36 protein-coding genes are annotated in these 22,911 nt (G+C 43.7%); all 36 read right to left on the bottom strand.

All coding sequences use genetic code 11. The annotated features are described in order from the left end of the window. Positions 1 to 7 precede the first annotated feature (7 nt). The 36 genes from HMPREF1551_RS00905 to HMPREF1551_RS00735 all read right to left on the bottom strand — a co-directional run bounded on the left by HMPREF1551_RS00905 (position 8) and on the right by HMPREF1551_RS00735 (position 22,911). Positions 8 to 1,000, bottom strand: coding sequence for a DNA-directed RNA polymerase subunit alpha (locus HMPREF1551_RS00905; protein ID WP_021627100.1), 993 nt, complete (start codon positions 998 to 1,000; stop codon positions 8 to 10). Between the two features lie 20 nt (positions 1,001 to 1,020). Continuing rightward, entirely contained in the window at positions 1,021 to 1,626 is a 606-nt protein-coding gene (gene rpsD, locus HMPREF1551_RS00900; RefSeq protein WP_021627099.1) for a 30S ribosomal protein S4, read from the bottom strand. An 86-nt stretch (positions 1,627 to 1,712) separates the two neighbouring features. Beyond that, positions 1,713 to 2,105 carry a 30S ribosomal protein S11 gene (gene rpsK, locus HMPREF1551_RS00895; RefSeq protein WP_021627098.1) on the bottom strand — a complete coding sequence of 131 codons (393 nt, stop codon included), beginning with the start codon at positions 2,103 to 2,105 and terminating at the stop codon, positions 1,713 to 1,715. Positions 2,106 to 2,116: 11 nt separating this feature from the next. Further along, complete coding sequence (gene rpsM / locus HMPREF1551_RS00890) at positions 2,117 to 2,491, bottom strand: 30S ribosomal protein S13 (RefSeq protein WP_021627097.1); 375 nt, start codon at positions 2,489 to 2,491, stop codon at positions 2,117 to 2,119. 3 nt (positions 2,492 to 2,494) lie between these two features. Further along, positions 2,495 to 2,611: a type B 50S ribosomal protein L36 gene (gene ykgO / locus HMPREF1551_RS13270; protein ID WP_002666762.1), complete on the bottom strand. Its 117-nt coding sequence runs from the start codon at positions 2,609 to 2,611 to the stop codon at positions 2,495 to 2,497. A gap of 32 nt (positions 2,612 to 2,643) precedes the next feature. Then, complete coding sequence (gene infA / locus HMPREF1551_RS00885; protein WP_021627096.1) at positions 2,644 to 2,859, bottom strand: translation initiation factor IF-1; 216 nt, start codon at positions 2,857 to 2,859, stop codon at positions 2,644 to 2,646. Continuing rightward, positions 2,859 to 4,187, bottom strand: a complete 1,329-nt coding sequence (gene secY / locus HMPREF1551_RS00880) for a preprotein translocase subunit SecY (RefSeq protein WP_021627095.1) — start codon at positions 4,185 to 4,187, stop codon at positions 2,859 to 2,861. Before secY ends, infA begins: the two co-directional genes overlap by 1 nt. A gap of 13 nt (positions 4,188 to 4,200) precedes the next feature. Continuing rightward, the gene (rplO, locus tag HMPREF1551_RS00875) at positions 4,201 to 4,653 is read right to left on the bottom strand and encodes a 50S ribosomal protein L15 (protein WP_021627094.1); all 453 of its coding nucleotides are present in this window, start codon (positions 4,651 to 4,653) and stop codon (positions 4,201 to 4,203) included. 15 nt (positions 4,654 to 4,668) lie between these two features. Then, positions 4,669 to 4,854 (bottom strand): 50S ribosomal protein L30, encoded by a 186-nt coding sequence (rpmD, locus tag HMPREF1551_RS00870; RefSeq protein WP_021627093.1) that lies wholly within the window; start codon positions 4,852 to 4,854, stop codon positions 4,669 to 4,671. Between the two features lie 12 nt (positions 4,855 to 4,866). After that, entirely contained in the window at positions 4,867 to 5,391 is a 525-nt protein-coding gene (rpsE, locus tag HMPREF1551_RS00865; RefSeq protein WP_009642374.1) for a 30S ribosomal protein S5, read from the bottom strand. 6 nt (positions 5,392 to 5,397) lie between these two features. Then, entirely contained in the window at positions 5,398 to 5,751 is a 354-nt protein-coding gene (gene rplR, locus HMPREF1551_RS00860) for a 50S ribosomal protein L18 (RefSeq protein WP_021627092.1), read from the bottom strand. Positions 5,752 to 5,762: 11 nt separating this feature from the next. Continuing rightward, positions 5,763 to 6,305 (bottom strand): 50S ribosomal protein L6, encoded by a 543-nt coding sequence (gene rplF, locus HMPREF1551_RS00855; RefSeq protein ID WP_021627091.1) that lies wholly within the window; start codon positions 6,303 to 6,305, stop codon positions 5,763 to 5,765. A gap of 19 nt (positions 6,306 to 6,324) precedes the next feature. Further along, a complete protein-coding gene (gene rpsH / locus HMPREF1551_RS00850) occupies positions 6,325 to 6,723 on the bottom strand; it encodes a 30S ribosomal protein S8 (protein ID WP_021627090.1) in 399 nt (132 codons plus the stop codon). An 18-nt stretch (positions 6,724 to 6,741) separates the two neighbouring features. Beyond that, positions 6,742 to 7,011 carry a 30S ribosomal protein S14 gene (gene rpsN, locus HMPREF1551_RS00845; protein ID WP_002666758.1) on the bottom strand — a complete coding sequence of 90 codons (270 nt, stop codon included), beginning with the start codon at positions 7,009 to 7,011 and terminating at the stop codon, positions 6,742 to 6,744. 1 nt (position 7,012) lies between these two features. Beyond that, complete coding sequence (gene rplE / locus HMPREF1551_RS00840) at positions 7,013 to 7,564, bottom strand: 50S ribosomal protein L5 (RefSeq protein ID WP_021627089.1); 552 nt, start codon at positions 7,562 to 7,564, stop codon at positions 7,013 to 7,015. Between the two features lie 2 nt (positions 7,565 to 7,566). After that, positions 7,567 to 7,881, bottom strand: coding sequence for a 50S ribosomal protein L24 (gene rplX, locus HMPREF1551_RS00835; protein ID WP_196800697.1), 315 nt, complete (start codon positions 7,879 to 7,881; stop codon positions 7,567 to 7,569). Between the two features lie 11 nt (positions 7,882 to 7,892). Next, a complete protein-coding gene (gene rplN, locus HMPREF1551_RS00830; protein WP_021627087.1) occupies positions 7,893 to 8,261 on the bottom strand; it encodes a 50S ribosomal protein L14 in 369 nt (122 codons plus the stop codon). A 2-nt stretch (positions 8,262 to 8,263) separates the two neighbouring features. Beyond that, positions 8,264 to 8,521: a 30S ribosomal protein S17 gene (rpsQ, locus tag HMPREF1551_RS00825; protein WP_009642304.1), complete on the bottom strand. Its 258-nt coding sequence runs from the start codon at positions 8,519 to 8,521 to the stop codon at positions 8,264 to 8,266. A 16-nt stretch (positions 8,522 to 8,537) separates the two neighbouring features. Beyond that, on the bottom strand, positions 8,538 to 8,729 hold the full coding sequence (gene rpmC, locus HMPREF1551_RS00820; RefSeq protein ID WP_021627086.1) for a 50S ribosomal protein L29: 192 nt from the start codon (positions 8,727 to 8,729) through the stop codon (positions 8,538 to 8,540). A gap of 11 nt (positions 8,730 to 8,740) precedes the next feature. After that, a complete protein-coding gene (gene rplP, locus HMPREF1551_RS00815; RefSeq protein ID WP_021627085.1) occupies positions 8,741 to 9,160 on the bottom strand; it encodes a 50S ribosomal protein L16 in 420 nt (139 codons plus the stop codon). Between the two features lie 17 nt (positions 9,161 to 9,177). Continuing rightward, positions 9,178 to 9,912 (bottom strand): 30S ribosomal protein S3, encoded by a 735-nt coding sequence (gene rpsC, locus HMPREF1551_RS00810; RefSeq protein ID WP_021627084.1) that lies wholly within the window; start codon positions 9,910 to 9,912, stop codon positions 9,178 to 9,180. A gap of 7 nt (positions 9,913 to 9,919) precedes the next feature. Continuing rightward, positions 9,920 to 10,327 (bottom strand): 50S ribosomal protein L22, encoded by a 408-nt coding sequence (gene rplV / locus HMPREF1551_RS00805; RefSeq protein ID WP_021627083.1) that lies wholly within the window; start codon positions 10,325 to 10,327, stop codon positions 9,920 to 9,922. A gap of 5 nt (positions 10,328 to 10,332) precedes the next feature. After that, entirely contained in the window at positions 10,333 to 10,611 is a 279-nt protein-coding gene (gene rpsS / locus HMPREF1551_RS00800; protein ID WP_009642339.1) for a 30S ribosomal protein S19, read from the bottom strand. Between the two features lie 7 nt (positions 10,612 to 10,618). Further along, the gene (rplB, locus tag HMPREF1551_RS00795; protein ID WP_021627082.1) at positions 10,619 to 11,443 is read right to left on the bottom strand and encodes a 50S ribosomal protein L2; all 825 of its coding nucleotides are present in this window, start codon (positions 11,441 to 11,443) and stop codon (positions 10,619 to 10,621) included. 8 nt (positions 11,444 to 11,451) lie between these two features. After that, positions 11,452 to 11,742 (bottom strand): 50S ribosomal protein L23, encoded by a 291-nt coding sequence (rplW, locus tag HMPREF1551_RS00790; protein WP_021627081.1) that lies wholly within the window; start codon positions 11,740 to 11,742, stop codon positions 11,452 to 11,454. A 4-nt stretch (positions 11,743 to 11,746) separates the two neighbouring features. Next, positions 11,747 to 12,376 carry a 50S ribosomal protein L4 gene (rplD, locus tag HMPREF1551_RS00785; RefSeq protein ID WP_021627080.1) on the bottom strand — a complete coding sequence of 210 codons (630 nt, stop codon included), beginning with the start codon at positions 12,374 to 12,376 and terminating at the stop codon, positions 11,747 to 11,749. Continuing rightward, complete coding sequence (rplC, locus tag HMPREF1551_RS00780; protein ID WP_021627079.1) at positions 12,376 to 12,993, bottom strand: 50S ribosomal protein L3; 618 nt, start codon at positions 12,991 to 12,993, stop codon at positions 12,376 to 12,378. Before rplC ends, rplD begins: the two co-directional genes overlap by 1 nt. Before the next feature lie 198 nt (positions 12,994 to 13,191). After that, entirely contained in the window at positions 13,192 to 13,497 is a 306-nt protein-coding gene (gene rpsJ, locus HMPREF1551_RS00775; RefSeq protein ID WP_021627078.1) for a 30S ribosomal protein S10, read from the bottom strand. Between the two features lie 12 nt (positions 13,498 to 13,509). Then, entirely contained in the window at positions 13,510 to 15,630 is a 2,121-nt protein-coding gene (gene fusA / locus HMPREF1551_RS00770) for an elongation factor G (RefSeq protein ID WP_021627077.1), read from the bottom strand. Positions 15,631 to 15,643: 13 nt separating this feature from the next. Then, entirely contained in the window at positions 15,644 to 16,120 is a 477-nt protein-coding gene (gene rpsG / locus HMPREF1551_RS00765) for a 30S ribosomal protein S7 (RefSeq protein ID WP_009642347.1), read from the bottom strand. Between the two features lie 28 nt (positions 16,121 to 16,148). Continuing rightward, positions 16,149 to 16,562, bottom strand: coding sequence for a 30S ribosomal protein S12 (rpsL, locus tag HMPREF1551_RS00760; protein ID WP_002666477.1), 414 nt, complete (start codon positions 16,560 to 16,562; stop codon positions 16,149 to 16,151). A gap of 255 nt (positions 16,563 to 16,817) precedes the next feature. Further along, positions 16,818 to 19,211, bottom strand: coding sequence for a fibronectin type III domain-containing protein (locus HMPREF1551_RS00755; protein ID WP_021627076.1), 2,394 nt, complete (start codon positions 19,209 to 19,211; stop codon positions 16,818 to 16,820). 181 nt (positions 19,212 to 19,392) lie between these two features. After that, on the bottom strand, positions 19,393 to 19,932 hold the full coding sequence (locus HMPREF1551_RS00750; protein WP_021627075.1) for a hypothetical protein: 540 nt from the start codon (positions 19,930 to 19,932) through the stop codon (positions 19,393 to 19,395). Between the two features lie 10 nt (positions 19,933 to 19,942). Then, positions 19,943 to 20,614, bottom strand: coding sequence for a hypothetical protein (locus HMPREF1551_RS00745; protein ID WP_021627074.1), 672 nt, complete (start codon positions 20,612 to 20,614; stop codon positions 19,943 to 19,945). A 12-nt stretch (positions 20,615 to 20,626) separates the two neighbouring features. Continuing rightward, positions 20,627 to 21,316, bottom strand: coding sequence for a hypothetical protein (locus HMPREF1551_RS00740; RefSeq protein WP_021627073.1), 690 nt, complete (start codon positions 21,314 to 21,316; stop codon positions 20,627 to 20,629). A 2-nt stretch (positions 21,317 to 21,318) separates the two neighbouring features. Continuing rightward, the gene (locus HMPREF1551_RS00735) at positions 21,319 to 22,911 is read right to left on the bottom strand and encodes a hypothetical protein (protein WP_021627072.1); all 1,593 of its coding nucleotides are present in this window, start codon (positions 22,909 to 22,911) and stop codon (positions 21,319 to 21,321) included.

Below are 22,911 nucleotides of genomic sequence, written 5' to 3'. Positions count from 1 at the left end.
GAATCTATTACTCTTTTTCCAATTTGTATCTTGAGAGATCCATTCCGAAGGTGAGTCCCTTGCTTTCGACCAATTCGTCGAGCTCGGTAAGGGATTTTTTACCAAAGTTACGGAACTTCATCAAGTCTGTTTTGGTGAAGGAAACCAAGTCGCCCAAGGTATCTACTTCGGCTGCTTTGAGGCAGTTAAGAGCGCGAACAGAGAGATCCATATCTATTAGCTTGGTCTTAAGGAGCTGGCGCATATGGAGTGATTCCTCATCATAGCTTTCAGGCTGTACCACCTCTTCTGTCTCGATGGTGATACGTTCGTCTGAGAAGAGCATAAAGTGATGAATCAAGGTTTTAGCCGCTTCCATAAGAGCATCCTTAGGATGGATGGAGCCATCTGTTTTGATTTCAAAAATCAGCTTTTCGTAATCGGTTTTTTGCTCTACACGATAGTTCTCGATGCTATATTTTACGTTTTTGATAGGGGTAAAGATCGCATCGGTAGGGATGGTACCTATAGGCATATTAGGCTTCGCATTTTCTTCGGCTGAGAGGTAACCCATCCCTTTGTCTATGGTGATATCCATTTTGATATTCACCGTAGGCTCCATGTTACAGATTACCAAATCAGGGTTAAGTACTTGAAAGCCTGTTATAAATTTTTGAAAATCACCCGCAGTCAATTGTTTCTTACCGGTTACAGTGATAGAGGCCTTTTCGTGGTCGGTACCTTCTGTTTGCAGTTTGAAACGCACTTGCTTCAAGTTCAAAATAATCTCGGTAACGTCTTCCACTACCCCTGCGATGGTAGAGAATTCGTGTTCTACCGTGTCTATTTTAACCGAAGTGATTGCGTAGCCCTCGAGAGAGGAGTGCATCACCCGTCGTAATGCGTTACCAATGGTGAGTCCGTAACCCGGTTCGAGAGGGCGAAACTCGAATTTGCCCTCGAACTCGGAGGATTCAATCATGATAACCTTATCTGGTTTTTGAAAATTGAATAATGCCATAATCTGACTGCTGACTAGTATTATTTAGAGTACAACTCTACGATTAATTGTTCTTTAATGTTTTCAGGTATTTGGATACGCTGAGGGAGTGCTACGAAAGTTCCTTCCAATTTCTCTGGGTTCCAAGTGATCCATTCGTACACGGAGCTATTACTTGCCAAGGCGTTTTCGATCACCGTAAGAGATTGTGATTTGTGACGTACACCTACTACCTCTCCTGGTTTTAGGGAGTAAGAAGGGATGTTCACCACTTCGCCATTAACTGTAATATGACGGTGAGAAACCAGCTGACGTGCAGCACGGCGAGAAGGAGCGATTCCCATACGGTATACTACATTGTCCAAGCGTGCTTCACAGAGCTGGAGTAGCACCTCACCGGTTACCCCTTTGCTACGACGCGCTTTTTCATACATATTTTGGAACTGACGTTCTAGGATACCATAGGTATATTTTGCTTTTTGTTTTTCTTGTAGCTGGATTGCATATTCAGAGCGTTTGGCTCTTTTGCGGTTGATTCCATGCTGTCCTGGTGGATAGTTCTTCTTAGCAAAAGACTTATCTTCACCGAAAATCGCTTCACCAAACTTACGAGCGATTTTTGTTTTTGGGCCTGTATATCTTGCCATTTTGAATTTTTTTAATTAAAAGGAGAGAGGATTATGAATTAAGGCTTATCCTTCGATAATCGTAGCCTCTCTCTTGGGGTTAAGTGTTATACTTTACGTCTTTTAGGAGGGCGACAACCATTGTGTGGTAGTGGAGTTACGTCAATGATTTCAGTAACTTCGATACCAGAGTTGTGGATGCTACGGATGGCAGACTCACGTCCTACACCAGGGCCTTTTACGAATACACGCACCTTCTTAAGACCCGCATCGAAGGCAGTTTTAGCTGCATCTTCAGCGGCTACTTGAGCGGCATAAGGCGTATTCTTTTTGGAGCCTCTGAACTTCATCTTTCCTGCAGAAGACCAAGAAATCACGTCTCCTTTTTTGTTAGTCAAGGAGATGATGATATTGTTGAAAGTAGCTGAGATATGCGCTTCTCCAGATGATTCTATAACTACTTTACGTTTTTTGGTAACTTTTGTATTTGTTTTTGCCATATCGCTACTTATTATTTAGTTGCTTTCTTCTTGTTAGCAACAGTTTTTCGTTTTCCTTTTCTTGTACGAGAGTTATTCTTCGTTTTTTGACCACGCAAAGGCAATCCTGAACGGTGGCGAATACCACGATAGCAACCTATATCCATGAGTCGCTTGATGTTGAGCTGCACTTCAGAGCGCAATTCACCTTCTATTTTATAAGAAGCTACGGCCTCACGGATACGAGTAATCTGGTCATCGTTCCATTCGTTTACCTTGATGTCTTCATCTACTTGAGCTGTTTTCAAAATTTCTTTAGCTCTACTTTTACCAATTCCAAAAATGTAGGTAAGTCCTATGACTCCTCTTTTGTGTTTTGGTAAGTCAATACCTGCTATTCGTGCCATAATTTATCCTTGTCTTTGTTTGAATCTCGGATTCTTTTTGTTAATTACGTACAATACCCCTTTACGACGCACAATCTTGCACTCGGGGCTTCTTTTCTTAATAGATGCTCTTACTTTCATCTGTTGTCTGTTTTTAAAAACGAATTATTTTATTAATATCGGTAAGTGATACGTGCCTTGGAAAGGTCATAAGGTGTCATTTCGAGTTTCACTCTATCGCCAGGAAGTAGCTTGATATAGTGCATACGCATCTTCCCGGAGATATGAGCGGTCACCACATGACCATTGTCCAATTCCACGCGGAACATAGCATTAGAGAGGGACTCTATAATGGTTCCATCTTGTTCTATCGCTGCTTGCTTTGCCATTATCTTCTCTTTTTACCTGTTTTCATAAGGCCATCATAGTGGCGGTTGAGTAGGTATGAATTGACTTGTTGCATAGTGTCAATAGCTACCCCTACCAAGATCAGTAAGGAGGTCCCTCCGTAGAAGAGTGCCCATTGCTGGTCAATCTCTAACAAAGGTAACTTATTTACTATGGCGGGAAGCACTGCTATAGCCACTAAGAATAGAGATCCTGGGAAGGTAATGAGCGACATGATTTTGTCCAAGTACTCACTGGTCTCCTGTCCTGGCTTCACTCCTGGGATGAACCCTCCGTTGCGCTTAAGATCATCGGCCATCTTGTTACTAGGCACTGTAATGGCCGTATAGAAGTAAGTAAAGATGATGATGAGCAAGCCGAAGAGTACATTGTACCAGAACTCAAAAGGAGAGCGGAACGCATTCTGGATGCTTAGCGCCCACTCGGACTTAGAAAGTCCAGCCAAGGCAGCAGGGACGAACATAATAGCTTGAGCGAAGATGATAGGCATCACCCCAGCTGAATTGAGCTTAAGAGGGATGTACTGTCTTGCCCCAAAAATGTTCTTCTCCACTTGTCCGCCAGTGGTTCTTCTGGCATATTGTACTGGAATCTGTCTTACAGCAAGGGTCAGGAAGATACAACCCAAGATCACCAAGAGCCACAAAAGGATCTCTACAATGACCAACATAGGGCTGTGTACTCTGTTCATCTCACCGAAGAAAGCATGCGGCATACGGGCGATAATCCCCACCATGATAAGTAAGGAAATACCATTTCCTATCCCCTTATCGGTGATTTTCTCACCTAACCACATGGCAAATACGGTACCTGTAACCAAGATAATTACAGATGGAATGATGAATCCTAAGCCTTTTCCCTGTAGGAAGGCCTCTTCAGGTACCCCTAAAGCACTGATGGAATAGAGGTAGGCAGGGGCTTGTACGATACAGATAGCGATGGTAAGCCAACGAGTAATCTGGTTGATACGACGGCGCCCACTTTCTCCTTCTTGTTGTAGCTTTTGCAGATAAGGAATCGCAATTCCCATCAGCTGCACTACGATAGAGGCAGAGATATAGGGCATAATTCCCAATGCAAACACAGAAGCCTTCGCAAAGGCTCCCCCTGTGAAGGCATTGAGAATATCCAACAAGCCACCTTCCGAAGTTCTCTGAGTTAGGTTACTTAACTTCTCGGCATCGATGCCTGGGAGGATAATGTGGGCACCAAAACGGTACACCAACAAAATCCCCACGGTAAGAATGATACGATTACGTAACTCCTCTATCTTCCAAACATTCGTTAAGGTCTCTATAAATTTCTTCATAAAATATTAATTCTTAGAGCGTTATAGCCTCTCCTCCTAATTTTTCAATCGCTTCTTTAGCGCTTGCTGTAAATTTGTGAACAGAGATTTTAAGTTTTGTTTTCAACTCTCCACCTCCGAGGATTTTCACCAAGTCAGATTTTTTAGCCAAGCGGTTTTCCACTAGGATATCCAAATTGATGGTATCGGTTACCACTCCCTTATCTACCAATTCTTGTAGCTTACCGAGGTTGATACCGGTATATTCCTTACGGTTGAAGTTTTTGAAACCAAATTTTGGTACGCGTCGTTGAAGAGGCATTTGTCCCCCTTCGAAACCGATTTTGGTAGAGAACCCAGAGCGTGATTTAGCTCCTTTGTGTCCACGGGTGGAAGTACCACCCTTACCAGAACCTTGACCTCTACCTACGCGCTTCCCGTCTTTGTGTACTGAACCTTGTGCAGGTTTCAAATTACTTAAATTCATATTAAATACTCCTTTTTATTGCGCTTCTTGTACAGAAACTAAGTGTTCTACTTTATTAATCATTCCCAAGATGCTTGGGGTAGCCTCATGCGTAGCGGTTTTGCCTATAGTTCCCAATCCTAAAGAAAGGAGAGTGAGTTTCTGGGTTTTCGCACGCTTTATGCTACTACGGGTTTGTGTTACGATAATTTTCTTTGCCATGAGTGATAGATATTAACCTTTAAACATTTTTTCCAAGGAAATGCCACGCTGCTCGGCAATAGTTTTAGCGCTTCTGAGCTTCAGTAACGCATCGAAAGTAGCCTTTACCACGTTGTGAGGGTTGGAAGAACCTTGAGATTTAGAAAGTACATTATGTACTCCTACCGCTTCCAACACGGCACGTACAGCACCACCGGCGATTACTCCAGTACCTTCAGCGGCTGGCTGTAGGTATACACGAGCACCTCCGAATTTTCCTTTTTGTTCGTGAGGTAGCGTAGTTCCATTCAGTGGGATGCGTACTAAGTTTTTCTTAGCGTCTTCCACTGCTTTGGCAATAGCCTCGGATACTTCTTTAGATTTTCCAAGACCTTGTCCTACCACGCCATTCTCATCGCCTACCACCACGATAGCCGAGAAGCCGAAAGCACGTCCTCCTTTGGTAACCTTCGTTACACGTTGTACGCCTACCAAGCGGTCTTTTAGCTCTAAGCCGCTTGGTTTTACATATTCTACATTTTTATAGTTCTGATACATAGTTTCTTAGAATTTAAGTCCGCCTTCTCTTGCTCCTTCTGCTAAGGATTTTACACGTCCGTGATACAAATAACCACCTCTGTCAAAAGAAATAGTCTCGATACCTGCGGCCAATGCTTTCTTAGCGATAGCCTCCCCTACTTGCTTTGCTTTCTCGGTTTTGGTACCTGTTGCTTTTAGATCCTTATCACGAGAGGAAGCCGCTACGAGGGTAACACCTTTGGTATCATCGACGATCTGTGCATAGATTTCGCTATTGCTTCTAAAAACAACCAAACGAGGTTTTTCAGGAGTTCCAGAAACGGTCTTTCTGATTCTGTACTTGATACGTTGTCTTCTTTCTATTTTTGATAATGCCATTATGTTACGTTTTAAGCTGATTTACCTGCTTTTCTTCTGAGTTCTTCTCCTACGAATTTAACACCTTTTCCTTTGTAAGGTTCAGGCTTACGGAAAGAACGGATCTTAGCAGCTACTTGACCGAGTAATTGTTTATCATGAGAGGTAAGCTTGATAATTGGGTTCTTACCTTTCTCATTGATAGTTTCTAATTTGATTTCTTGAGGGAGTTCCATAAGGATGTTGTGAGAGAAACCGAGTGCAAGGTCTAGTTTCTGACCTTGGTTGCTTGCACGGTACCCTACCCCTACAAGTTCCAACTCTTTGGTAAAACCTTCGGATACCCCTACTACCATATTGTGTAGTAGGGCACGGTATAGTCCGTGCAAGGCATTGCCTTGCTTGGTATCTCCTAGTCTTTCCACTATGAGTTTTCCATCTTCTTGCTTTACAGCAACGTCTTTAACCACTTGGGTTAATTCGCCGAGTTTTCCTTTTACAGTAACGATGTTTTCTTTGATGGTAATCGTTACTCCTTGAGGAATACTGATGGGAGCTTTACCTATTCTTGACATTGTTTTAAGTCGTTAATTATTAGTAAACATTACAAATTACTTCCCCACCGATATTAAGCGCACGCGCTTGCTTTCCGGTCATCACTCCTTTGGAAGTAGATACGATTGTGATTCCTAATCCGTTGAGGATACGAGGAAGCTTGGCAGCTCCTACATACTTACGAAGTCCTGGAGTACTTACCCTTACTATCTTACGTATTACGGGTTGTTTGGTTTCTTTGTCGTATTTGAGTGCTATTTTGATGGTGCCTTGCACATCACTTTCTTCAAACTTGTAGCTAAGGATATAGCCTTGGTCGAAAAGAATTTTAGTAATCTCCTTCTTAAGGTTAGAGGAAGGAATCTCTACTACTCTGTGCCCTGCATTACTAGCATTGCGGATGCGGGTTAGGTAGTCCGCGATTGGGTCTGTGTACATAAATTTCTTTTTTTTAAATTACCAACTTGCTTTTTTTACCCCTGGGATAAGACCTTTGTTCGCCATTTCACGGAAGAGTACGCGAGAGATCCCGAAGGTACGCATATATCCTTTAGGGCGTCCTGTGAGCTTGCAACGGTTGTGCAAGCGTACAGGAGAGGCATTTTTAGGCAACTTCTGTAGGGCTTCGTAATCTCCAGCCTCCTTAAGTGCTTTTCTTTTTTCAGCATATTTAGCCACTAGCTTCGCTCTTTTCACTTCGCGAGCTTTCATTGATTCTTTAGCCATATCAGTTCTTTTTAAAAGGTAATCCTAATTCGGTTAATAATGATTTTGCTTCTTTGTCGGTGTTGGCTGAAGTAACGAAAGTGATATCAAAACCTGCGATTTTATTGATCTTGTCAATATCAATTTCAGGGAAGATAATCTGTTCGGTAACTCCTAAGTTATAGTTGCCACGTCCGTCAAAACCTGTTGCCTTGATTCCTTGGAAATCTCTCACACGAGGAAGGGCTGTAGTGATGAGCCTATCGAGGAACTCATACATACGCTCTCCACGGAGGGTCACCTTAGCCCCGATGGACATCCCACGACGGAGCTTGAAGGAAGCCACGTCCTTTTTGGAGGTAGTGGCTACGGCCTTTTGTCCGGTGATTTTGGTAATTTCGTCTATGGCGTATTCGATTTGTTTCTTGTCAGCTACGGCTGAACCTACGCCACGGCTTACTACAATTTTCTCAAGCTTAGGCACTTGCATTACATTCTTGTAGCCGAATTCTTCTTTAAGAGCTGCAATTATGCGCTCCTTATATTCCTGTTTGAGTCGAGGTATATATGTCATAATTACACTACTTGTTTTGATTTTTTAGAAATTCTTACTTTTTTACCATCTTGCACTTGATACGCTACACGAGTAGGCTCTCCACTCTTAGGGTCTAAGAGGGAAAGGTTAGAGATGTGTATAGGAGCTTCTTTTTTGATGATGCCCCCTTGAGGGTTCTGTGCGCTGGGTTTGGTATGCTTAGAGATGAGATTCACACCTTCCACGATGGCTCTGTTTTTCTCACGATCCACTTTGAGTACTTTTCCCTTTTCCCCTTTGTGGTCGCCTGCGATTACTTGTACAGTATCGCCTGATTTTATTTTTAGCTTTATCATCATTGCATGGATTAAAGCACCTCAGGTGCTAATGACACAATTTTCATAAACTGCTTGTCACGGAGTTCGCGTGCTACAGGGCCGAAGACACGGGTACCTCTCATTTCACCAGCAGCGTTGAGTAGTACGCAAGCATTTTCATCAAAACGAATGTAAGAACCATCTTGGCGTCTTACTTCTTTTTTGGTTCTTACCACTACTGCGGTGGATACTTGGCCTTTCTTTACGGTTCCGTTAGGAGTGGCTTCTTTTACAGAGACCACGATTTTGTCTCCTACAGAGGCATAGCGGCGCTTGGTTCCACCAAGAACACGGATGGTCAAAACTTCTTTGGCCCCTGTGTTATCGGCTACTTTTAATCTTGATTCTTGTTGTACCATAATTACTTCGCTCTTTCTATGATTTCTACTAATCGCCAGCACTTGGTTTTACTAAGTGGGCGGGTTTCCATAATGCGCACGGTATCTCCGATATTGCAGTCATTTTTCTCATCGTGTGCAACAAACTTTTTAGTTTGCAATACGAATTTTCCGTACATAGGGTGCTTTACACGTTTTACTACAGATACCACAATGGATTTTTCCATTTTGTTGCTGGTAACTACCCCTATTCTTTCTTTTCTTAAATTTCTCTTTTCCATATTAAAGCCACAATGATTATTGTAATTCTCTACGGGTTAACTCACTTGCTACGCGAGCGATATCCCTGCGGAGGCTTCGGATAGTAAGTGGATTTTCTATTGGAGATATGGCATGCGCCATTTTTAGTTCTGAATACGTCTTCTTAAGTTCGGAGAGCTTTTGAGAAAGCTCAGCGACTGATAAACCTTTAACTTCTGACTGTTTCATTGTTAATAAAATTAATCTTGATAATCTCTCGCTACAACGAACTTAGTCGTTACAGGTAACTTCTGAGCGGCAAGGCGAAGCGCTTCTTTGGCAATATCCAAAGGTACGCCCCCTACTTCGAAAAGGATACGTCCTGGTTTTACAACAGCTACCCAGTATTCTACAGCTCCTTTCCCTTTACCCATACGTACTTCCAAAGGTTTTTTGGTGATAGGCTTATCTGGGAAGATTTTGATCCAAAGCTGTCCTTCACGTTTCATATAACGTGTAGCAGCCACACGAGCTGATTCTATTTGGCGAGCAGTGATAAAAGCGGACTCTAAGGATTTGATTCCGAAAGTACCATTGGAGAGCTGGTGTCCTCTTTGGGATACCCCTTTCATACGGCCTTTCTGGTCCTTACGATATTTTGTTCTTCTTGGTTGTAACATTGCTTACTGATTTTAAATTATTTTTTTCGGCGAGCACGTTTTGCATCGGAGTTTCCTTCTTTGGAACCTGAAGAAGCACCATTGAGGTTTTTCTTTGTCATTCCTACCAGTGGGGAAAGCTCTCTTTTACCATATACTTCACCTTTCATGATCCATACCTTGATACCCATACGTCCGTAAGTGGTGTGAGCCTCATCGGTAGCATAATCGATATCTGCACGGAAGGTAGAGAGAGGAATACGACCCTCTTTGTAGTTTTCACTACGAGCCATTTCAGCTCCATTAAGGCGTCCAGATATTTGGATTTTGATACCTTCAGCATTCATACGCATAGTGGAGGCAATGGCCATTTTGATTGCACGACGGTAAGAGATACGATTCTCGATTTGGCGTGCGATGCTGGCCGCTACCAGGGGCGCATCAAGTTCTGGTCTTTTGATTTCAAAGATATTGATTTGGATATCTTTGCCAGTAATTTTCTTAAGCTCTTCTTTTAGCTTGTCTACCTCTTGGCCACCCTTTCCGATAATGCTACCAGGTCGGGAGGTAGTGATAGTAACGGTTACAAGCTTCAAAGTTCTTTCAATAATTACGCGAGAAACACTAGCTTTAGCCAATCGAGTATGCACATATTTTCTGATTTTGTCATCCTCAGCCAATTTGTCTCCGTAGTCATTTCCTCCGTACCAGTTGGATTCCCATCCTCTGATAATTCCAAGGCGATTGCCTATTGGATTTGTTTTTTGTCCCATACTTTTTTTAGCTTTCAGTGTTATTTTTAGCTCCTAATACGATGGTTACGTGGTTGGAACGTTTGCGAATTCTGTGTGCTCTTCCTTGTGGAGCTGGGCGAAGTCTCTTGAGCATCGCACCTCCGTCTACACGGATTTCTTTGACGAATACTTGAGCTGTTTCTATATCAGCACCTTCGTTCTTTGTTTTCCAGTTATCAATAGCTGAAAGAAGTAACTTGTGCAAAGAAGCAGCCGCATCCTTTTGGTTGAACTTTAGGACAGCCAAAGCTCTCTCTACGGGGATACCACGAACCAAATCCGCTACCAAACGCATCTTGCGAGGTGATGTAGGGCAGTTATTCAATTTTGCAAAAGCCACATTTCGTTTCGCTTCTTTAATCTCTATTGCTTTTTCTCTTTTACGAACTCCCATAGCTTTTATTTTTTACCTTTATTTTTTGCGCCTGCGTGTCCTCTGAAGGAACGAGTAGGTGCGAATTCTCCTAATTTGTGTCCTACCATGTTTTCGGTTACATATACAGGAACGAATTGTTTTCCGTTGTGTACTGCGATGGTTTCACCTACGAAATCAGGGGTAATCATCGAAGCTCTTGACCAAGTCTTGATCACGGTTTTCTTTCCTGTTTCCTTATTTTGGAGTACTTTCTTCTCCAAGGCGTAATGAACATAAGGACCTTTTTTTAATGAACGAGCCATATCTTACTTATTTCTTTCTACGTTCTACAATATACTTATTACTAGCCTTGGTTTTAGAACGAGTTCTGTAACCTTTGGCTGGGATACCTTTGCGTGAGCGTGGGTGACCTCCTGAGGCACGTCCTTCACCACCACCCATGGGGTGATCTACAGGGTTCATTACTACAGCACGTGTACGAGGACGACGACCAAGCCAACGAGAGCGACCTGCTTTTCCTGAAAGGACTAACTGGTGATCGGAGTTCGATACGGCTCCGATAGTCGCCAGACAAGTAAGCAAAATCATACGGGTCTCACCTGAAGGCATTTTCACAGTGGCGTATTTGCCTTCTTTGGCCATCAACTGTGCAAAAGTACCGGCAGAGCGGGCGATGTTGGCTCCTTGTCCAGGACGAAGCTCGATGCAACTAATTACGGTACCAAGCGGAATTTGAGAAAGAGGCATCGCATTTCCAATCTCAGGAGCTACTTTCTCTCCTGATACGATTACCTGACCTACTTTCAAGCCTGCCGGTGCGATGATGTATCGCTTCTCTCCGTCGGTGTATTGCACCAAGGCGATAAAGGCTGTTCTGTTTGGGTCGTACTCAATAGAAACAACAGTGGCTTGCACATCGAATCTGTTTCTCTTGAAATCGATAATACGATACTTTTTCTTATGACCACCACCGATGTAGCGCATGGTCATCTTCCCTTGATTGTTTCTACCCCCAGTCTTTTTTAACGGAACGAGCAAGCTCTTTTCCGGCTTATCAGTGGTGATCGCATCGTAATTATTCACCACTCTAAAACGCTGACCAGGAGTCGTGGGTTTTAATTTTCTTACTGACATACAGTCTTTTAAATTGTGTTATAAAAATCGATTGTTTCTCCTTCTTTGACACTCACTACCGCTTTTTTCACCGCGTTGGTTTGGGTAAGTTGTAAGCCATTTTTGGTATAACGTACCGAACGCTTAGGGGCATAGTTGAGTGTATGTACTTTCTCTACAGTAACGCCATAGGCTGCCTCTACTGCTTTTTTGATTTGAATCTTGTTCGCTTTCTTATCTACTGAAAAAGTATAGCGATTTTTTGATTCTGCATCAGAGGTCGCTTTCTCTGTAATGATAGGTTTGATCAATATACTCATAATATTACTTTGTTAAATTTGACTGAATAACCTCTACAGCTCCCTCCAAAAGGACTACACTTGTTGCATTGGCAATATCGTAAGTATTTAGCTCACTGGCTGTTACAGTATTTACAGTTGGGATATTGCGAGAGGACAAATATACATTTTTATTTGTATCTGTCAATACAAAAAGTGATTTTTTATCTTGGATACCAAGGGCAGCCAAAATCTGAGTAAAATCCTTAGTTTTAGGCGCTTCCAAGTTGAAATCTTCTAAGACGATGATCGCTCCTTGTTGTGCTTTTTGGCTTAGGATAGAGCGGCGTGCTAAGCGTTTTACCTTCTTGTTCAGCTTCTGTGTGTAATCTTTTGGACGTGGTCCGAAGATACGACCTCCACCTACGAACACTGGAGACTTCACGCTACCGGCACGAGCGGTACCAGTTCCTTTTTGTTTCTTAATCTTGCGGGTACTTCCTGCCACTTCGTTACGTTCTTTGGACTTGTGAGTACCTTGGCGCTTGTTGGCCAAATACTGTTTGATATCCAAATAAATAGTGTGGTTATTAGGGGTGATCCCGAAAACAGCCTCGGAAAGGGTCACCTTTCTTCCTGTTTCTTTTCCTTGTATGTTTAATACTGCTACTTCCATTATTTGTGAATCGTTACGTAAGCATTTTTGTGTCCTGGAATACAACCTTTTAGGATAATGAGGTTCTTTTCAGCGACTACTTTCAACACTTTCAAGTTTTGTACTGTTACTTTTTCAGCTCCCATACGCCCTGCCATACGCATTCCTTTGAATACACGTGATGGATAAGAGGACGCTCCTACAGAACCTGGGGCTCTAAGGCGGTTATGCTGACCGTGAGTGGATTGTCCTACCCCGCCAAAGCCATGACGGCGAACTACCCCTTGGAATCCTTTCCCCTTGGAAGTTCCTGTTACATCCACAAATTCTCCTTCTACAAAAAAATCAGCGGCTATCACGTCGCCTATTTTGTAAGTGCTCTCAAATCCTTGGAATTCGACTAATTTCTTTTTAGGAGTCACTCCTGCTTTGGCAAAACGTCCTGCCTCTGCCTTGTTGGTGTGTTTCTCCTTTTTGTCATCGAAACCAAGCTGAAGAGCTTCATACCCGTCAACCTCTTTGGTTCTGACTTGGGTAACTACGCATGGCCCTGCTTCTATGATGGTACATGGAACATTCTTTCCATTCTCATCAAAAATGCTGGTCATACCTACTTTTTTTCCGATTAACCCAGACATATTTAAATATTTAATGAATTTACTAATATGATACAAAATCAAGGGGAACTCCTATGGACTTCTGCCCTTGGGGTCTCCTGATTCTATAATTTGATATTCAGGGTTACTATTTCAAACCCTGAATATCAATAGTTTTACCGTTTTTCCCTCACGCTATTGTTTTGGGACAAGTCAAGCAAAACTTCCGCTTTGCTTTTATCACACTTTGATCTCTACTTCCACTCCACTGGGTAGCTCAAGCTTCATAAGTGCATCGATAGTCTTTGGTGAAGAGCTATAGATGTCCAATAGGCGCTTGTAGGAGCTAAGCTGAAACTGTTCTCTGGCTTTCTTGTTCACGTGCGGAGAACGAAGTACTGTAAATAACTTCTTGTGGGTAGGAAGTGGAATAGGTCCTACTACCCCTGCACCAGTTGCCTTTACGGTCTTTACGATTTTTTCAGCAGACTTATCTACCAAGTTGTGGTCGTATGACTTTAACTTTATTCTAATTTTTTGACTCATTTCTTTTACAAATTAATTACCTCTTGCTTTTTTGATCACCTCTTCTGAAATATTAGAAGGGGTTTCTGCATAGTGTGAGAACTCCATAGTAGAAGTAGCACGTCCTGAAGAAAGGGTTCTTAGGGTGGTTACATAACCGAACATTTCAGAAAGTGGTACATTGGCTTTGATTACCTTTGCTCCATTTCTATCGCCCATGTCATTTACCTGACCACGACGACGGTTAAGGTCTCCTACGATGTCCCCCATGTTCTCTTCTGGTGTAATTACCTCGAGCTTCATGATAGGTTCCATAAGTACAGCCTTCGCTGCACGAGCGGCCTCTTTGTAACCTAACTTAGCTGCCAATTCGAATGACAAGGAGTCAGAGTCCACAGGGTGGAAAGAACCATCCTTAAGGGTAATCTTCATCGCATCCATTTCGAAGCCAGCCAATGGCCCGTTCTTCATGGCTTCCTTGAATCCTTTTTCGATAGAAGGAACGTATTCTTTTGGAATGTTACCACCTTTGATTTCGTTGATGAATTCCAATCCTGTTTTTCCTTCTTCGGCAGGCTCCATAGTGAAGACGATATCGGCAAACTTACCACGACCACCTGTTTGTTTCTTATATACTTCTCGGTGATCTGCCTTACCGGTGATAGCTTCTTTGTACTCTACCTGAGGTTCTCCTTGGTTTACCTCTACCTTGAACTCACGTTTTAAGCGGTCAACGATGATATCCAAGTGAAGCTCACCCATACCAGAGATAATAGTCTGTCCAGAGGCTTGGTCTGTTTTTACCTGGAAGGTAGGGTCTTCTTCTGCAAGCTTAGCCAAGGCCATTCCGAGCTTATCCACGTCTGCCTTAGTCTTAGGCTCTACCGCGATACCAATTACTGGATCAGGGAACACCATACTTTCTAATATGATAGGATATTTCTCATCACAAAGGGTATCCCCTGTTTTGATATCCTTGAACCCTACAGCAGCTCCAATGTCTCCAGCTTCGATATATTCGATAGGGTTTTGCTTGTTAGCGTGCATTTGGTAGATACGAGAAATACGTTCTTTGCTTTCAGAACGAGTGTTAAGCACGTAAGAACCTGCATCCAAGTGTCCTGAATATACACGGAAGAACGCCAAGCGACCTACATAAGGGTCTGTTGCAATCTTGAAGGCCAAGGCTGCGAAAGGAGCCTCTACCGCAGGCTTGCGAAGTGCAGGCTCTCCGGTGTTAGGGTTTGTTCCTTCAATCGCTTCTTTGTCCAATGGAGAAGGCAAGTAGCGGCATACTGCATCAAGCATGAACTGTACTCCTTTGTTTTTGAAAGAAGATCCACAGGTCATAGGGATAATAGCCATGTCCATTACAGCTGCACGAAGTGCTTTGTGGATTTCTTCTTCGGAGATAGAGTTCTCATCTTCCATGAATTTCTCCAAGAGACCTTCATCGTATCCGGCCACCTCTTCGATAAGTTGTGCACGATATTTGGCTACATCGGCTTTCATATCTTCAGGAATGTCTACGATGTCGAAAGTAGCTCCTTGTGTCTCTTCATGCCAAATGATAGCACGGTTTTTTATCAAATCCACCACACCTTTGAAATCAGCTTCTTCCCCTATAGGAAGTACGATAGGCACGGCATTGGACTTGAGCATATCCTTCACCTGTTGGCACACCTTAAGGAAGTCAGAACCTTGACGGTCCATCTTATTCACAAAGCCCATACGAGGTACTTTGTAGTTGTCGGCAAGGCGCCAGTTGGTTTCGGACTGTGGTTCTACCCCATCAACGGCAGAGAAGAGGAACACCAATCCGTCCAATACACGGAGAGAGCGGTTCACTTCCACGGTAAAGTCCACGTGGCCTGGGGTATCTATAATATTGAAATGGTATTCCTGAGCATCCGCTGTAGGTTTTCCATTTTCAGTTGGGAAGTTCCACTTACAAGTGGTAGCAGCTGATTGGATAGTGATTCCACGTTCAGCCTCTTGCTCCATCCAGTCCATGGTGGAGGCTCCATCATGCACTTCCCCTATTTTGTGAGTTTTACCTGTATAGAAAAGGATACGCTCGGTGGTAGTAGTCTTACCAGCATCAATGTGTGCTGCAATACCAATGTTTCTTGTATATTTTAAATCTCTACTCATACTACCTCACGAATTAAAATCTAAAGTGGGAGAAAGCCTTGTTGGCCTCTGCCATCTTATGTGTATCCATTTTTTTCTTCACAGCAGCCCCTTCTTCTTTAGCAGCAGAGAGGATCTCTCCTGCGAGCTTCTGCGCCATAGATTTTTCATTTCTCTTACGCGCATAGCCGATAAGCCACTTCATTGCCATAGACACTTTGCGGTCTGGGCGGATTTGCATAGGTATTTGGAAAGTAGCCCCACCCACACGGCGAGAACGTACTTCCACATGAGGCATCACATTGGAGAGGGCATCTTTCCACACTTCCAAGGCTGTCTTCTCATCATTATTCTTTTTTTGTTCTACGATATCGATCGCATCATAGAAAATCTTAAAAGCCACTGACTTTTTACCATCCCACATCAGGTTATTTACAAAGCGAGTTACCAATTGGTCATTGTACTTTGCATCTGGTAAAAGAGGTCTTTTTTTAGCTTGTCTCTTTCTCATTTGGTTGTTTTAGACGATTGTTAAAAATTTACTTTTTCTTTCCTTTTGCTGGTGCAGCAGCTGCTTGTCCTGGTTTAGGGCGTTTAGCTCCATACTTAGAGCGTCTTTGGGTTCTTCCATTTACCCCAGCAGTATCCAGTGCACCACGTACGATGTGGTAACGTACCCCTGGTAAATCTTTTACTCTTCCGCCTCTTACCAATACTATCGAGTGCTCTTGGAGGTTGTGTCCTTCTCCTGGGATATACGCATTGACCTCATTACCATTAGTCAAGCGAACACGCGCTACCTTACGCATCGCAGAGTTCGGTTTCTTAGGGGTAGTGGTGTACACACGCGTACATACGCCACGACGTTGAGGACATGAATCCAAAGCAGCCGATTTACTCTTCTTGGCTATTTTAGCTCTTCCTTTTCGTACTAATTGTGAAATTGTTGGCATTTATAAAATATTTTTTTAAGCGAGGGCAAAGATACAAACTTTTTGCAAACTAACAAAATGTAAATCATTTATTTTCAATATCCCCTGCCTGCTAACATAGTGATTTTTACCACTTTTCATTTTCTAATCTATAACAACTAATTGATTTTCAATACTTTTAATTATTCTCATAGAATACTTTAAAAAGAAAAATTTTCTTGAAAAAAGTTATTAACAGGGTAGAAACCATATAGCATATTACTATTTCCCCATTACTTAAAACTCCCTTATAGGAATCACTTTTTTAGTCTCACTTTTGCCAGCTACCCCGATACGGCTTGTAGTGGGAGTAATGGACATATAGTAGGCTTGTTCCTTGTCCTTTTGACTGGATGTCCAGTATTCTCCTGTGGGTAAGCCCAAGCGAGCTCGCTGATCGGCTATATTGGCAAACTCCATACGGCTTGGGATAAACCAGTCCTCATGCCCTGAGACTCTGAAATAATGCTTGATATAATAACTGGCCGAGGTGTTGGAGCATTCCTCTGCTATCATGATGGTATTGTCTCGTCCTGTTCCCAAGAGGATACCAGTGGTATGGGGAGATAGGTCGCAGCCCCATGTGTAAGGCATCGCTGGCCATCGTTCTATAGGGGGGATCAGATAGCCATGGGCTTGTCCTTCTACATAGCCTATGTCGGAGGGGGTGAAAAGGTAGGCCACTACACCGCCTTGGTAGCTATCACCTATACTAAGAGAGGCTGTCTTGAAGGAATATACAGGCGAGTAGCTCACCCCTCGTTCGTTGATTGCATAGGCTCGTACATAGTAGGTGGTATTCCTACCCAGTCCGGTAAGTTCCCCTTGAAATACCCCCGATACTTCCCCTGAGAAGGAGAGATGGATGGCATCTCCCTCTATTGTAGGCGATGTATCACGTGGGCTATAGATAAAGCCATAACGATGGATATGCCCTCCTCCATTGGAGGTAAGCTCGCCTATGAGCTTGGCCTTGGTGGAGCTAATCTCGCGCGGAGTCACGGTGGACAAGGTCGGGAGGCTTATATTTTGGGTAGTGATAGGGTGTGTCTCACTATAGAAAGTACCTCTTTGGTTGGTCGCATAGGCACGTACATAGTAAGTGGTATTCATACGAAGGCCGGAGAGTATCGCCGAGAAGCTACCCGAGCCACTGCCTGCTTCCTGCTTTTGGTGCTCTAAGGTAGGTTGGTTATGGGAGGCACTATAGACAAAGCCTCGGCTTTGGATTGTACCGCCCCCTTCTTGGCTTACTGTGGCGCGGAGTTCTATACTGTTGGTTGTAGCCTGATTGAAGGTGATACGTAGCTGTGAGGGTTCTCCTATAGGCTCGGTTACAAAGGTCATCGGCTCACTATAGGCGATACCATATTCATTGGCTGCATAGGCCTTTGCAAAATACTGTGTGTTTGGTTCAAGTGAGGTAAGATGGGCCGAGAAATCTCCCGTTTCAGGTAAAACACCAAGCTTTTGGCCTCTTTCTATGGTTAGAGATTCGCTTGAGGTACTATAGACAAGGCCTCGGTGGGTGATTACCCCTCCTTCGGCTGAGCTTACCGAGCCATAGAATACCACCGAATGGGAGGTGAGGCGGTCATAATGATCCAAACGCACTTCCTGAGGAACCTTCGTGGGCAGTGTATGTAGGGTCAAGGGCTCACTATAGACGATCCCAGCTTGGTTCTGCAGATAAGCCCGTACATAGTATCTCTTGGCTGGGCGTAAGTCCATAAGATCCGCATAGTACTGGTGTTCAGCGGATTTGGTGGCTCCTTTTTGGAGAACGCCTTCTTTTTCTAATACTGGGATTTGTACAAACTCACTATAGAGGAATCCTTCTATATAACCTGTCATATCCCTTCCCTGGGTCGTTCTCATCTTCAGCCGTGCGGAGGTATTGGTCACCTGCTCATGGGCTTCGAGGCTCACCTCCAAGATAGGGGGAGCTTGGTTGGTGTCAAAGGTAATGACCTCTCCCAACGATTTGCCCATACGGGTAACTACAAAGGCTCTTACATAGTAGCGTGCTCCTGCCTGAAAGTCCTCCAAGGGAATGGCAAATTCTGCTCTTCGGTAGGAGGGGGATTCCCTATGTAGGGTAAGGTCGGCATCGGAGGGTTCTCTCTGAGTGGTGGAGTAGTAGAAGCCATATTCGGTGATGGGATAGCCGCCTGTATCGGCTATTTTACCCTTGAGCATGATTTTATGCTCTTCGATACGAGGGGACTCTGTAACCACTTGAGCGGGTGTCCCTTGCAGGGTGGTGAAGCTCTTAATTTCGGACAAAGCTGTTCCTTGGGCATTGGTGGCAAAGGCCTGATAGTAATAGGTTGTCTCGGCCAAAAGGTGTTCTATATGAGCGGTGAAGTGCCCTGTCCCAAAAGAAGGATCTTTGAAAACCCTACGGGTGGTAGGGTCGGCTAAGGCTTCTTGGGTAGTGGCGTAATAGAACCCCCTGCGGGTAACCATACGATTGTAGTCCTGTGCAATGGTGATGGAGAGTGTCACCGACGCCCCCTTAAGCTCCAATACGCCCAAATCCTTGAACACCGAAGGGAACACCTCTGCGAAATTATACGACTCCTTACTGCAAGAGAGACACAGCAGGATACATAATAGATATTTTTTCATAAATACTTAGGAATCAATAGTCAATAATAATGGTCAATGGTCAATGATCAATGGTTAATTATTAATGGTTAATTGTCAATTATCAATGGTTAATGGGCTAATTGCCATTAGCCCCTACAAGACACTCAATTATTAATCGCTGTTCACTATTCACTGTTCGCTGTTCACTGGTCACCAGTCACTATTTAACGTTTATAGTAAATCCGAAGGTATATTCGGGGGCATATAGCTTTTCGGTAAAGGCAATATAGGACATCCCTCCTATGAGGTTCAGCCGCCTTGTCAGTCGGAAGGTAGCTCCTAAGTAGCCCGGCAGATAAGTCTTTTTCTCCAGGCTCTGACTGCGATTATATTCGTTATAGAAGGGGTAATAATGCTCCCCTATTCCTGCCCCTACATTAAGGTAGAGCTGGTGATCCAATCGCAGGGAGATACCGCCCACAAACTCGCTTTTGTTGGCTGGAAAATTCTCCTTGGTATATTTCTCCAATTGGGAAGCAAAACGCATGGAGGTTCTAAAGCTCAAAAAGGCACCTATGAAGCGATCACTTCTCCCCGATTCGGCTCGGATACCATAGGGGGTTATCGTTCCCCCCTCGTAGCCAAAGGCTAAGAACTGTCCCCAATAGGCTGCTCGCTCCTCAGCCCGTGAGGTCTTAGGCTGAGCCATTGCCTGCTGAGCTAAGATCAAAAGAAAAAGAAAATACCTTATCTGTTTCATAATCAAATTTTTATCGAACCTTTCGCAAAGCCTCTTCTATGGCTTGATCATAGAGAATGTTCTTCTTCTGATGGGCTTCCTTGTAGGCCTTGAGCTGCTCCTTAAGTGCTGCTTTCTGCTCGGGGGGAGTGGTGCGCTTGTTGTACTGCTTGGCCAATGCCATAAGTCTATAGTACTCCAAATGGAAAGGTGCCAAGACCTTATCTTGTTCGTACTCCTCTACCAAGTCCAAGAGCTTGGTATAGCGGCGACGATCTAAGCTATATCGGAGAGAGTCCAACTGTTGCTGTTGGGCTTTTTCAGAACGAGCGATGATAAAGTCTAACTCAAGGGTAGGATATTTCGCCAAGGCTTCCTTAATCTCCCGTACTCGGGCTATCCCTTTAGCATTGGTCGAGCGATAGAGATAGTCATCTATGCTTTGGCGAAGCTGTATCAGGCGATTGAAGTCGAACTTGACAATATTCTTATGATAATCCTGAGTGACCAAGGCATATTGGGATTGGATTACTAAGAAGTAGGCATCCAAATTCTTTTTCAAGTCCTCTCCCTCCAAGAGGGTCAGTACTTGTTGGTAGTTATTGTTTTTAAACTCCTTAACGGCCGAAAGAAGCCTATCCTCACGCTGTGCCCAAAGGGTTCCCCCCCATAGGCATAATAGAAATAATAGTCTTTTATACATCTTTTTCAATCATTAGTCGTTATAATAGTATCGCTTATCATAGATACTTCTGATCTCCATTTTCTCTTCACTCCAGTGATCTTTGCGCTGTTGTAGCTTATTCTCCATCGCTTCTTTTAGCGTTAGGAGTTTTTGGTTTTTCTTAAATTCGTTATAGCTTATGGAGAGTTTTTGCCGCTGTGCTTGGAAATCCTGTTCCTCTATCTGAATATTTTCCTGAGCACAGAAGTCCTCTATCTCATTGGGAAGTTTTTGAATATAATGATAATACCACTTGAGTTTGGTACTGATTTCTTTGAGCTGTTTTACCTGTGCCCTGTCTTCTACTCCAATGGTTCTAAGGTGCTCCAAGATAGCGGAACTCTGTTCCGGATCCTTGGAGAGTAGCCCCTGAGCACGCTCACGAGACTTCTCTATATAGCGCTCCTTGAGTTCATTCTGGAGGTTTTCTCGTATGGTTTTGTCCAAATCCGTATAGTTGAGAATCTCCAAGCGGTACTTATTATACAGCTCTGGGGTTACATTATGGGATTCCAAGCTTTTTATCTTAGCTTCGAATTGTGCTTCTATAGCTTCATAATTACTTGATACATAAGTATTTCCCACCTGTGGGACGACTACCTCTTTGGAGGAGGCAATGGTAAAGAACACAATACCGCCTATCACAAGCAACCCTATTAGGACATAATATCTACCTTTCATAACTACTTATTTTTAGTTTCTCCCTGTTTTTGTGCTGGTTTAGCTTTCTCCTTAGCTTTGGCTTTTTCGGCTGCTTCTTTAGCCTTGGCCTTTTCAGCTTCCTTCTTAGCTTTTTCGGCTGCTTCCTTCTTAGTCTTCTCAGCTGCTTCCTTGGCTTTTTCAGCTTCCTTCTTAGCCTTCTCGGCTGCTTCTTTATCAGCCACTGCTTTGGCTTCTGTCTCTTGCTTTTGAGCTTGGAGGTCTTGTAGTGCTTTGATTTCCTGATCTTTAGCTACTAACTGCTTGTCAAGTTCAGCTATCTCTTGGTTCTTTTGTGCAAGCTCCTCACTTTTATTGGTAAAGTACCAGCCTGCTATGCCACCCAAGAGAAGCCCTGCAAGAGCTACCAAGATAAGTAAGAGCCAATCCATAGGACGCTCCTTAGAGGATACGCCTGAAGTTGTAGCGCCTTTCTGTACGGGCTTGTGGGGAGAGAGCAGGGTCGCTTGTCCGTCGGGTAGCTTTTGCCTTTGCCCTCCCTTTACTTTGTAATAGAAAGCCTCCCCTTCCAAGGCATATACCAGCTGCACCTTGTTTTTCAAGGGAATAGGAGTATTCTCAGCCCATAGGGCTTCCAGCTGTCCTTCTTGATTATCTACCTTTAACGTCTTGATAACAAGGATATTTCCTCCAAAGTGATGTAGCTGCTTATCATAGATATGCTGATAGGAGAATACATCGGAGGTGAGCATCGTAAGGTGGCTGCTAAGGGCTACCTCTTGGCCATTGATATAGAGTGCCTTGATATAATCCAAAGGCCCTTTTATAGTGACCTCTCGGGTGACAAGTTCTTTCCCTACAAACTCCTTTTGTTTTCCTCCAGAGGTTTCCTCATAGGAGAGCTTATCGGAGGCCAACATGGTCAGGGTTGTTCCATTGGATCCCTTGAGGTTATAGCGGTTAACCTTTTTCCCGTTGATATATACAGAGCCTTTGATATGCCCTACCGGATCATGAAAATACACCTCCTTAGTTGAGATATGATTCAAGGGCTTGAGCTGAAACTCTTGTATATGGTCAGGGGCTATCGCTTTCCTAAATACGTAGAGTTTCTCGACAAAAGCGGCTTCCTTATTTGAAAAGACCGCATCCAAGTTGGCACCCTCTGCCCCAGCCAGGTAGTAGTTCCCCTTTTGTATATTCGTCTCGGTAAGGGTGTAGGGACTGTCCTTGATATCTTTTTGTGCTTCGGTGAGCAGATTCGCATAATCATGCGATGGCTGCTGATGCTCCAGCCCCACTGCATAGGCTTTGGTAATACGCATCAGGTGTTGTGTGACGTGATCCAGCTCCTTGCCTGCCTCTACGAACAAACGAACAGCATAGAAGCCACTGCGCCTTTCCCTGTCCAAAGTCGCATTGATAAAGGAATAACACTTATAACGGGTGTCTTGCGCTATGGAGACCACTGGGGTATCCGGTGAGAGCTGCATGGCCATCGTACGCTCATCGGTAAGGAAAAGCGATGGGGAAAGTGCTTGATACTCAGGGCTGCTGCTGTATTCGATAGTCAGCCCATTGAAGGTGCGTTGTATGAGAAGTCCTATTTGATTCAT

This window comes from Capnocytophaga sp. oral taxon 863 str. F0517, from assembly GCF_000466425.1.
In the GTDB taxonomy this organism is placed as follows: Bacteria; Bacteroidota; Bacteroidia; order Flavobacteriales; family Flavobacteriaceae; genus Capnocytophaga.
Note: the sequence above shows the minus strand (reverse complement) of the source record. Positions and strands in the feature narration are given on the sequence as shown.

Coding starts and splice junctions, on each gene's coding strand:
- HMPREF1551_RS00905 (WP_021627100.1), bottom strand. CDS start 1,000: ATGGCATTATTCAATTTTCAAAAACCAGATAAGGTTATCATGATTGAA.
- rpsD (WP_021627099.1), bottom strand. CDS start 1,626: ATGGCAAGATATACAGGCCCAAAAACAAAAATCGCTCGTAAGTTTGGT.
- rpsK (WP_021627098.1), bottom strand. CDS start 2,105: ATGGCAAAAACAAATACAAAAGTTACCAAAAAACGTAAAGTAGTTATA.
- rpsM (WP_021627097.1), bottom strand. CDS start 2,491: ATGGCACGAATAGCAGGTATTGACTTACCAAAACACAAAAGAGGAGTC.
- ykgO (WP_002666762.1), bottom strand. CDS start 2,611: ATGAAAGTAAGAGCATCTATTAAGAAAAGAAGCCCCGAGTGCAAGATT.
- infA (WP_021627096.1), bottom strand. CDS start 2,859: ATGGCAAAGCAAGCAGCGATAGAACAAGATGGAACCATTATAGAGTCC.
- secY (WP_021627095.1), bottom strand. CDS start 4,187: ATGAAGAAATTTATAGAGACCTTAACGAATGTTTGGAAGATAGAGGAG.
- rplO (WP_021627094.1), bottom strand. CDS start 4,653: ATGAATTTAAGTAATTTGAAACCTGCACAAGGTTCAGTACACAAAGAC.
- rpmD (WP_021627093.1), bottom strand. CDS start 4,854: ATGGCAAAGAAAATTATCGTAACACAAACCCGTAGTAGCATAAAGCGT.
- rpsE (WP_009642374.1), bottom strand. CDS start 5,391: ATGTATCAGAACTATAAAAATGTAGAATATGTAAAACCAAGCGGCTTA.
- rplR (WP_021627092.1), bottom strand. CDS start 5,751: ATGGCATTATCAAAAATAGAAAGAAGACAACGTATCAAGTACAGAATC.
- rplF (WP_021627091.1), bottom strand. CDS start 6,305: ATGTCAAGAATAGGTAAAGCTCCCATCAGTATTCCTCAAGGAGTAACG.
- rpsH (WP_021627090.1), bottom strand. CDS start 6,723: ATGTACACAGACCCAATCGCGGACTACCTAACCCGCATCCGCAATGCT.
- rpsN (WP_002666758.1), bottom strand. CDS start 7,011: ATGGCTAAAGAATCAATGAAAGCTCGCGAAGTGAAAAGAGCGAAGCTA.
- rplE (WP_021627089.1), bottom strand. CDS start 7,564: ATGACATATATACCTCGACTCAAACAGGAATATAAGGAGCGCATAATT.
- rplX (WP_196800697.1), bottom strand. CDS start 7,881: ATGATAAAGCTAAAAATAAAATCAGGCGATACTGTACAAGTAATCGCA.
- rplN (WP_021627087.1), bottom strand. CDS start 8,261: ATGGTACAACAAGAATCAAGATTAAAAGTAGCCGATAACACAGGGGCC.
- rpsQ (WP_009642304.1), bottom strand. CDS start 8,521: ATGGAAAAGAGAAATTTAAGAAAAGAAAGAATAGGGGTAGTTACCAGC.
- rpmC (WP_021627086.1), bottom strand. CDS start 8,729: ATGAAACAGTCAGAAGTTAAAGGTTTATCAGTCGCTGAGCTTTCTCAA.
- rplP (WP_021627085.1), bottom strand. CDS start 9,160: ATGTTACAACCAAGAAGAACAAAATATCGTAAGGACCAGAAAGGCCGT.
- rpsC (WP_021627084.1), bottom strand. CDS start 9,912: ATGGGACAAAAAACAAATCCAATAGGCAATCGCCTTGGAATTATCAGA.
- rplV (WP_021627083.1), bottom strand. CDS start 10,327: ATGGGAGTTCGTAAAAGAGAAAAAGCAATAGAGATTAAAGAAGCGAAA.
- rpsS (WP_009642339.1), bottom strand. CDS start 10,611: ATGGCTCGTTCATTAAAAAAAGGTCCTTATGTTCATTACGCCTTGGAG.
- rplB (WP_021627082.1), bottom strand. CDS start 11,443: ATGTCAGTAAGAAAATTAAAACCCACGACTCCTGGTCAGCGTTTTAGA.
- rplW (WP_021627081.1), bottom strand. CDS start 11,742: ATGAGTATATTGATCAAACCTATCATTACAGAGAAAGCGACCTCTGAT.
- rplD (WP_021627080.1), bottom strand. CDS start 12,376: ATGGAAGTAGCAGTATTAAACATACAAGGAAAAGAAACAGGAAGAAAG.
- rplC (WP_021627079.1), bottom strand. CDS start 12,993: ATGTCTGGGTTAATCGGAAAAAAAGTAGGTATGACCAGCATTTTTGAT.
- rpsJ (WP_021627078.1), bottom strand. CDS start 13,497: ATGAGTCAAAAAATTAGAATAAAGTTAAAGTCATACGACCACAACTTG.
- fusA (WP_021627077.1), bottom strand. CDS start 15,630: ATGAGTAGAGATTTAAAATATACAAGAAACATTGGTATTGCAGCACAC.
- rpsG (WP_009642347.1), bottom strand. CDS start 16,120: ATGAGAAAGAGACAAGCTAAAAAAAGACCTCTTTTACCAGATGCAAAG.
- rpsL (WP_002666477.1), bottom strand. CDS start 16,562: ATGCCAACAATTTCACAATTAGTACGAAAAGGAAGAGCTAAAATAGCC.
- HMPREF1551_RS00755 (WP_021627076.1), bottom strand. CDS start 19,211: ATGAAAAAATATCTATTATGTATCCTGCTGTGTCTCTCTTGCAGTAAG.
- HMPREF1551_RS00750 (WP_021627075.1), bottom strand. CDS start 19,932: ATGAAACAGATAAGGTATTTTCTTTTTCTTTTGATCTTAGCTCAGCAG.
- HMPREF1551_RS00745 (WP_021627074.1), bottom strand. CDS start 20,614: ATGTATAAAAGACTATTATTTCTATTATGCCTATGGGGGGGAACCCTT.
- HMPREF1551_RS00740 (WP_021627073.1), bottom strand. CDS start 21,316: ATGAAAGGTAGATATTATGTCCTAATAGGGTTGCTTGTGATAGGCGGT.
- HMPREF1551_RS00735 (WP_021627072.1), bottom strand. CDS start 22,911: ATGAATCAAATAGGACTTCTCATACAACGCACCTTCAATGGGCTGACT.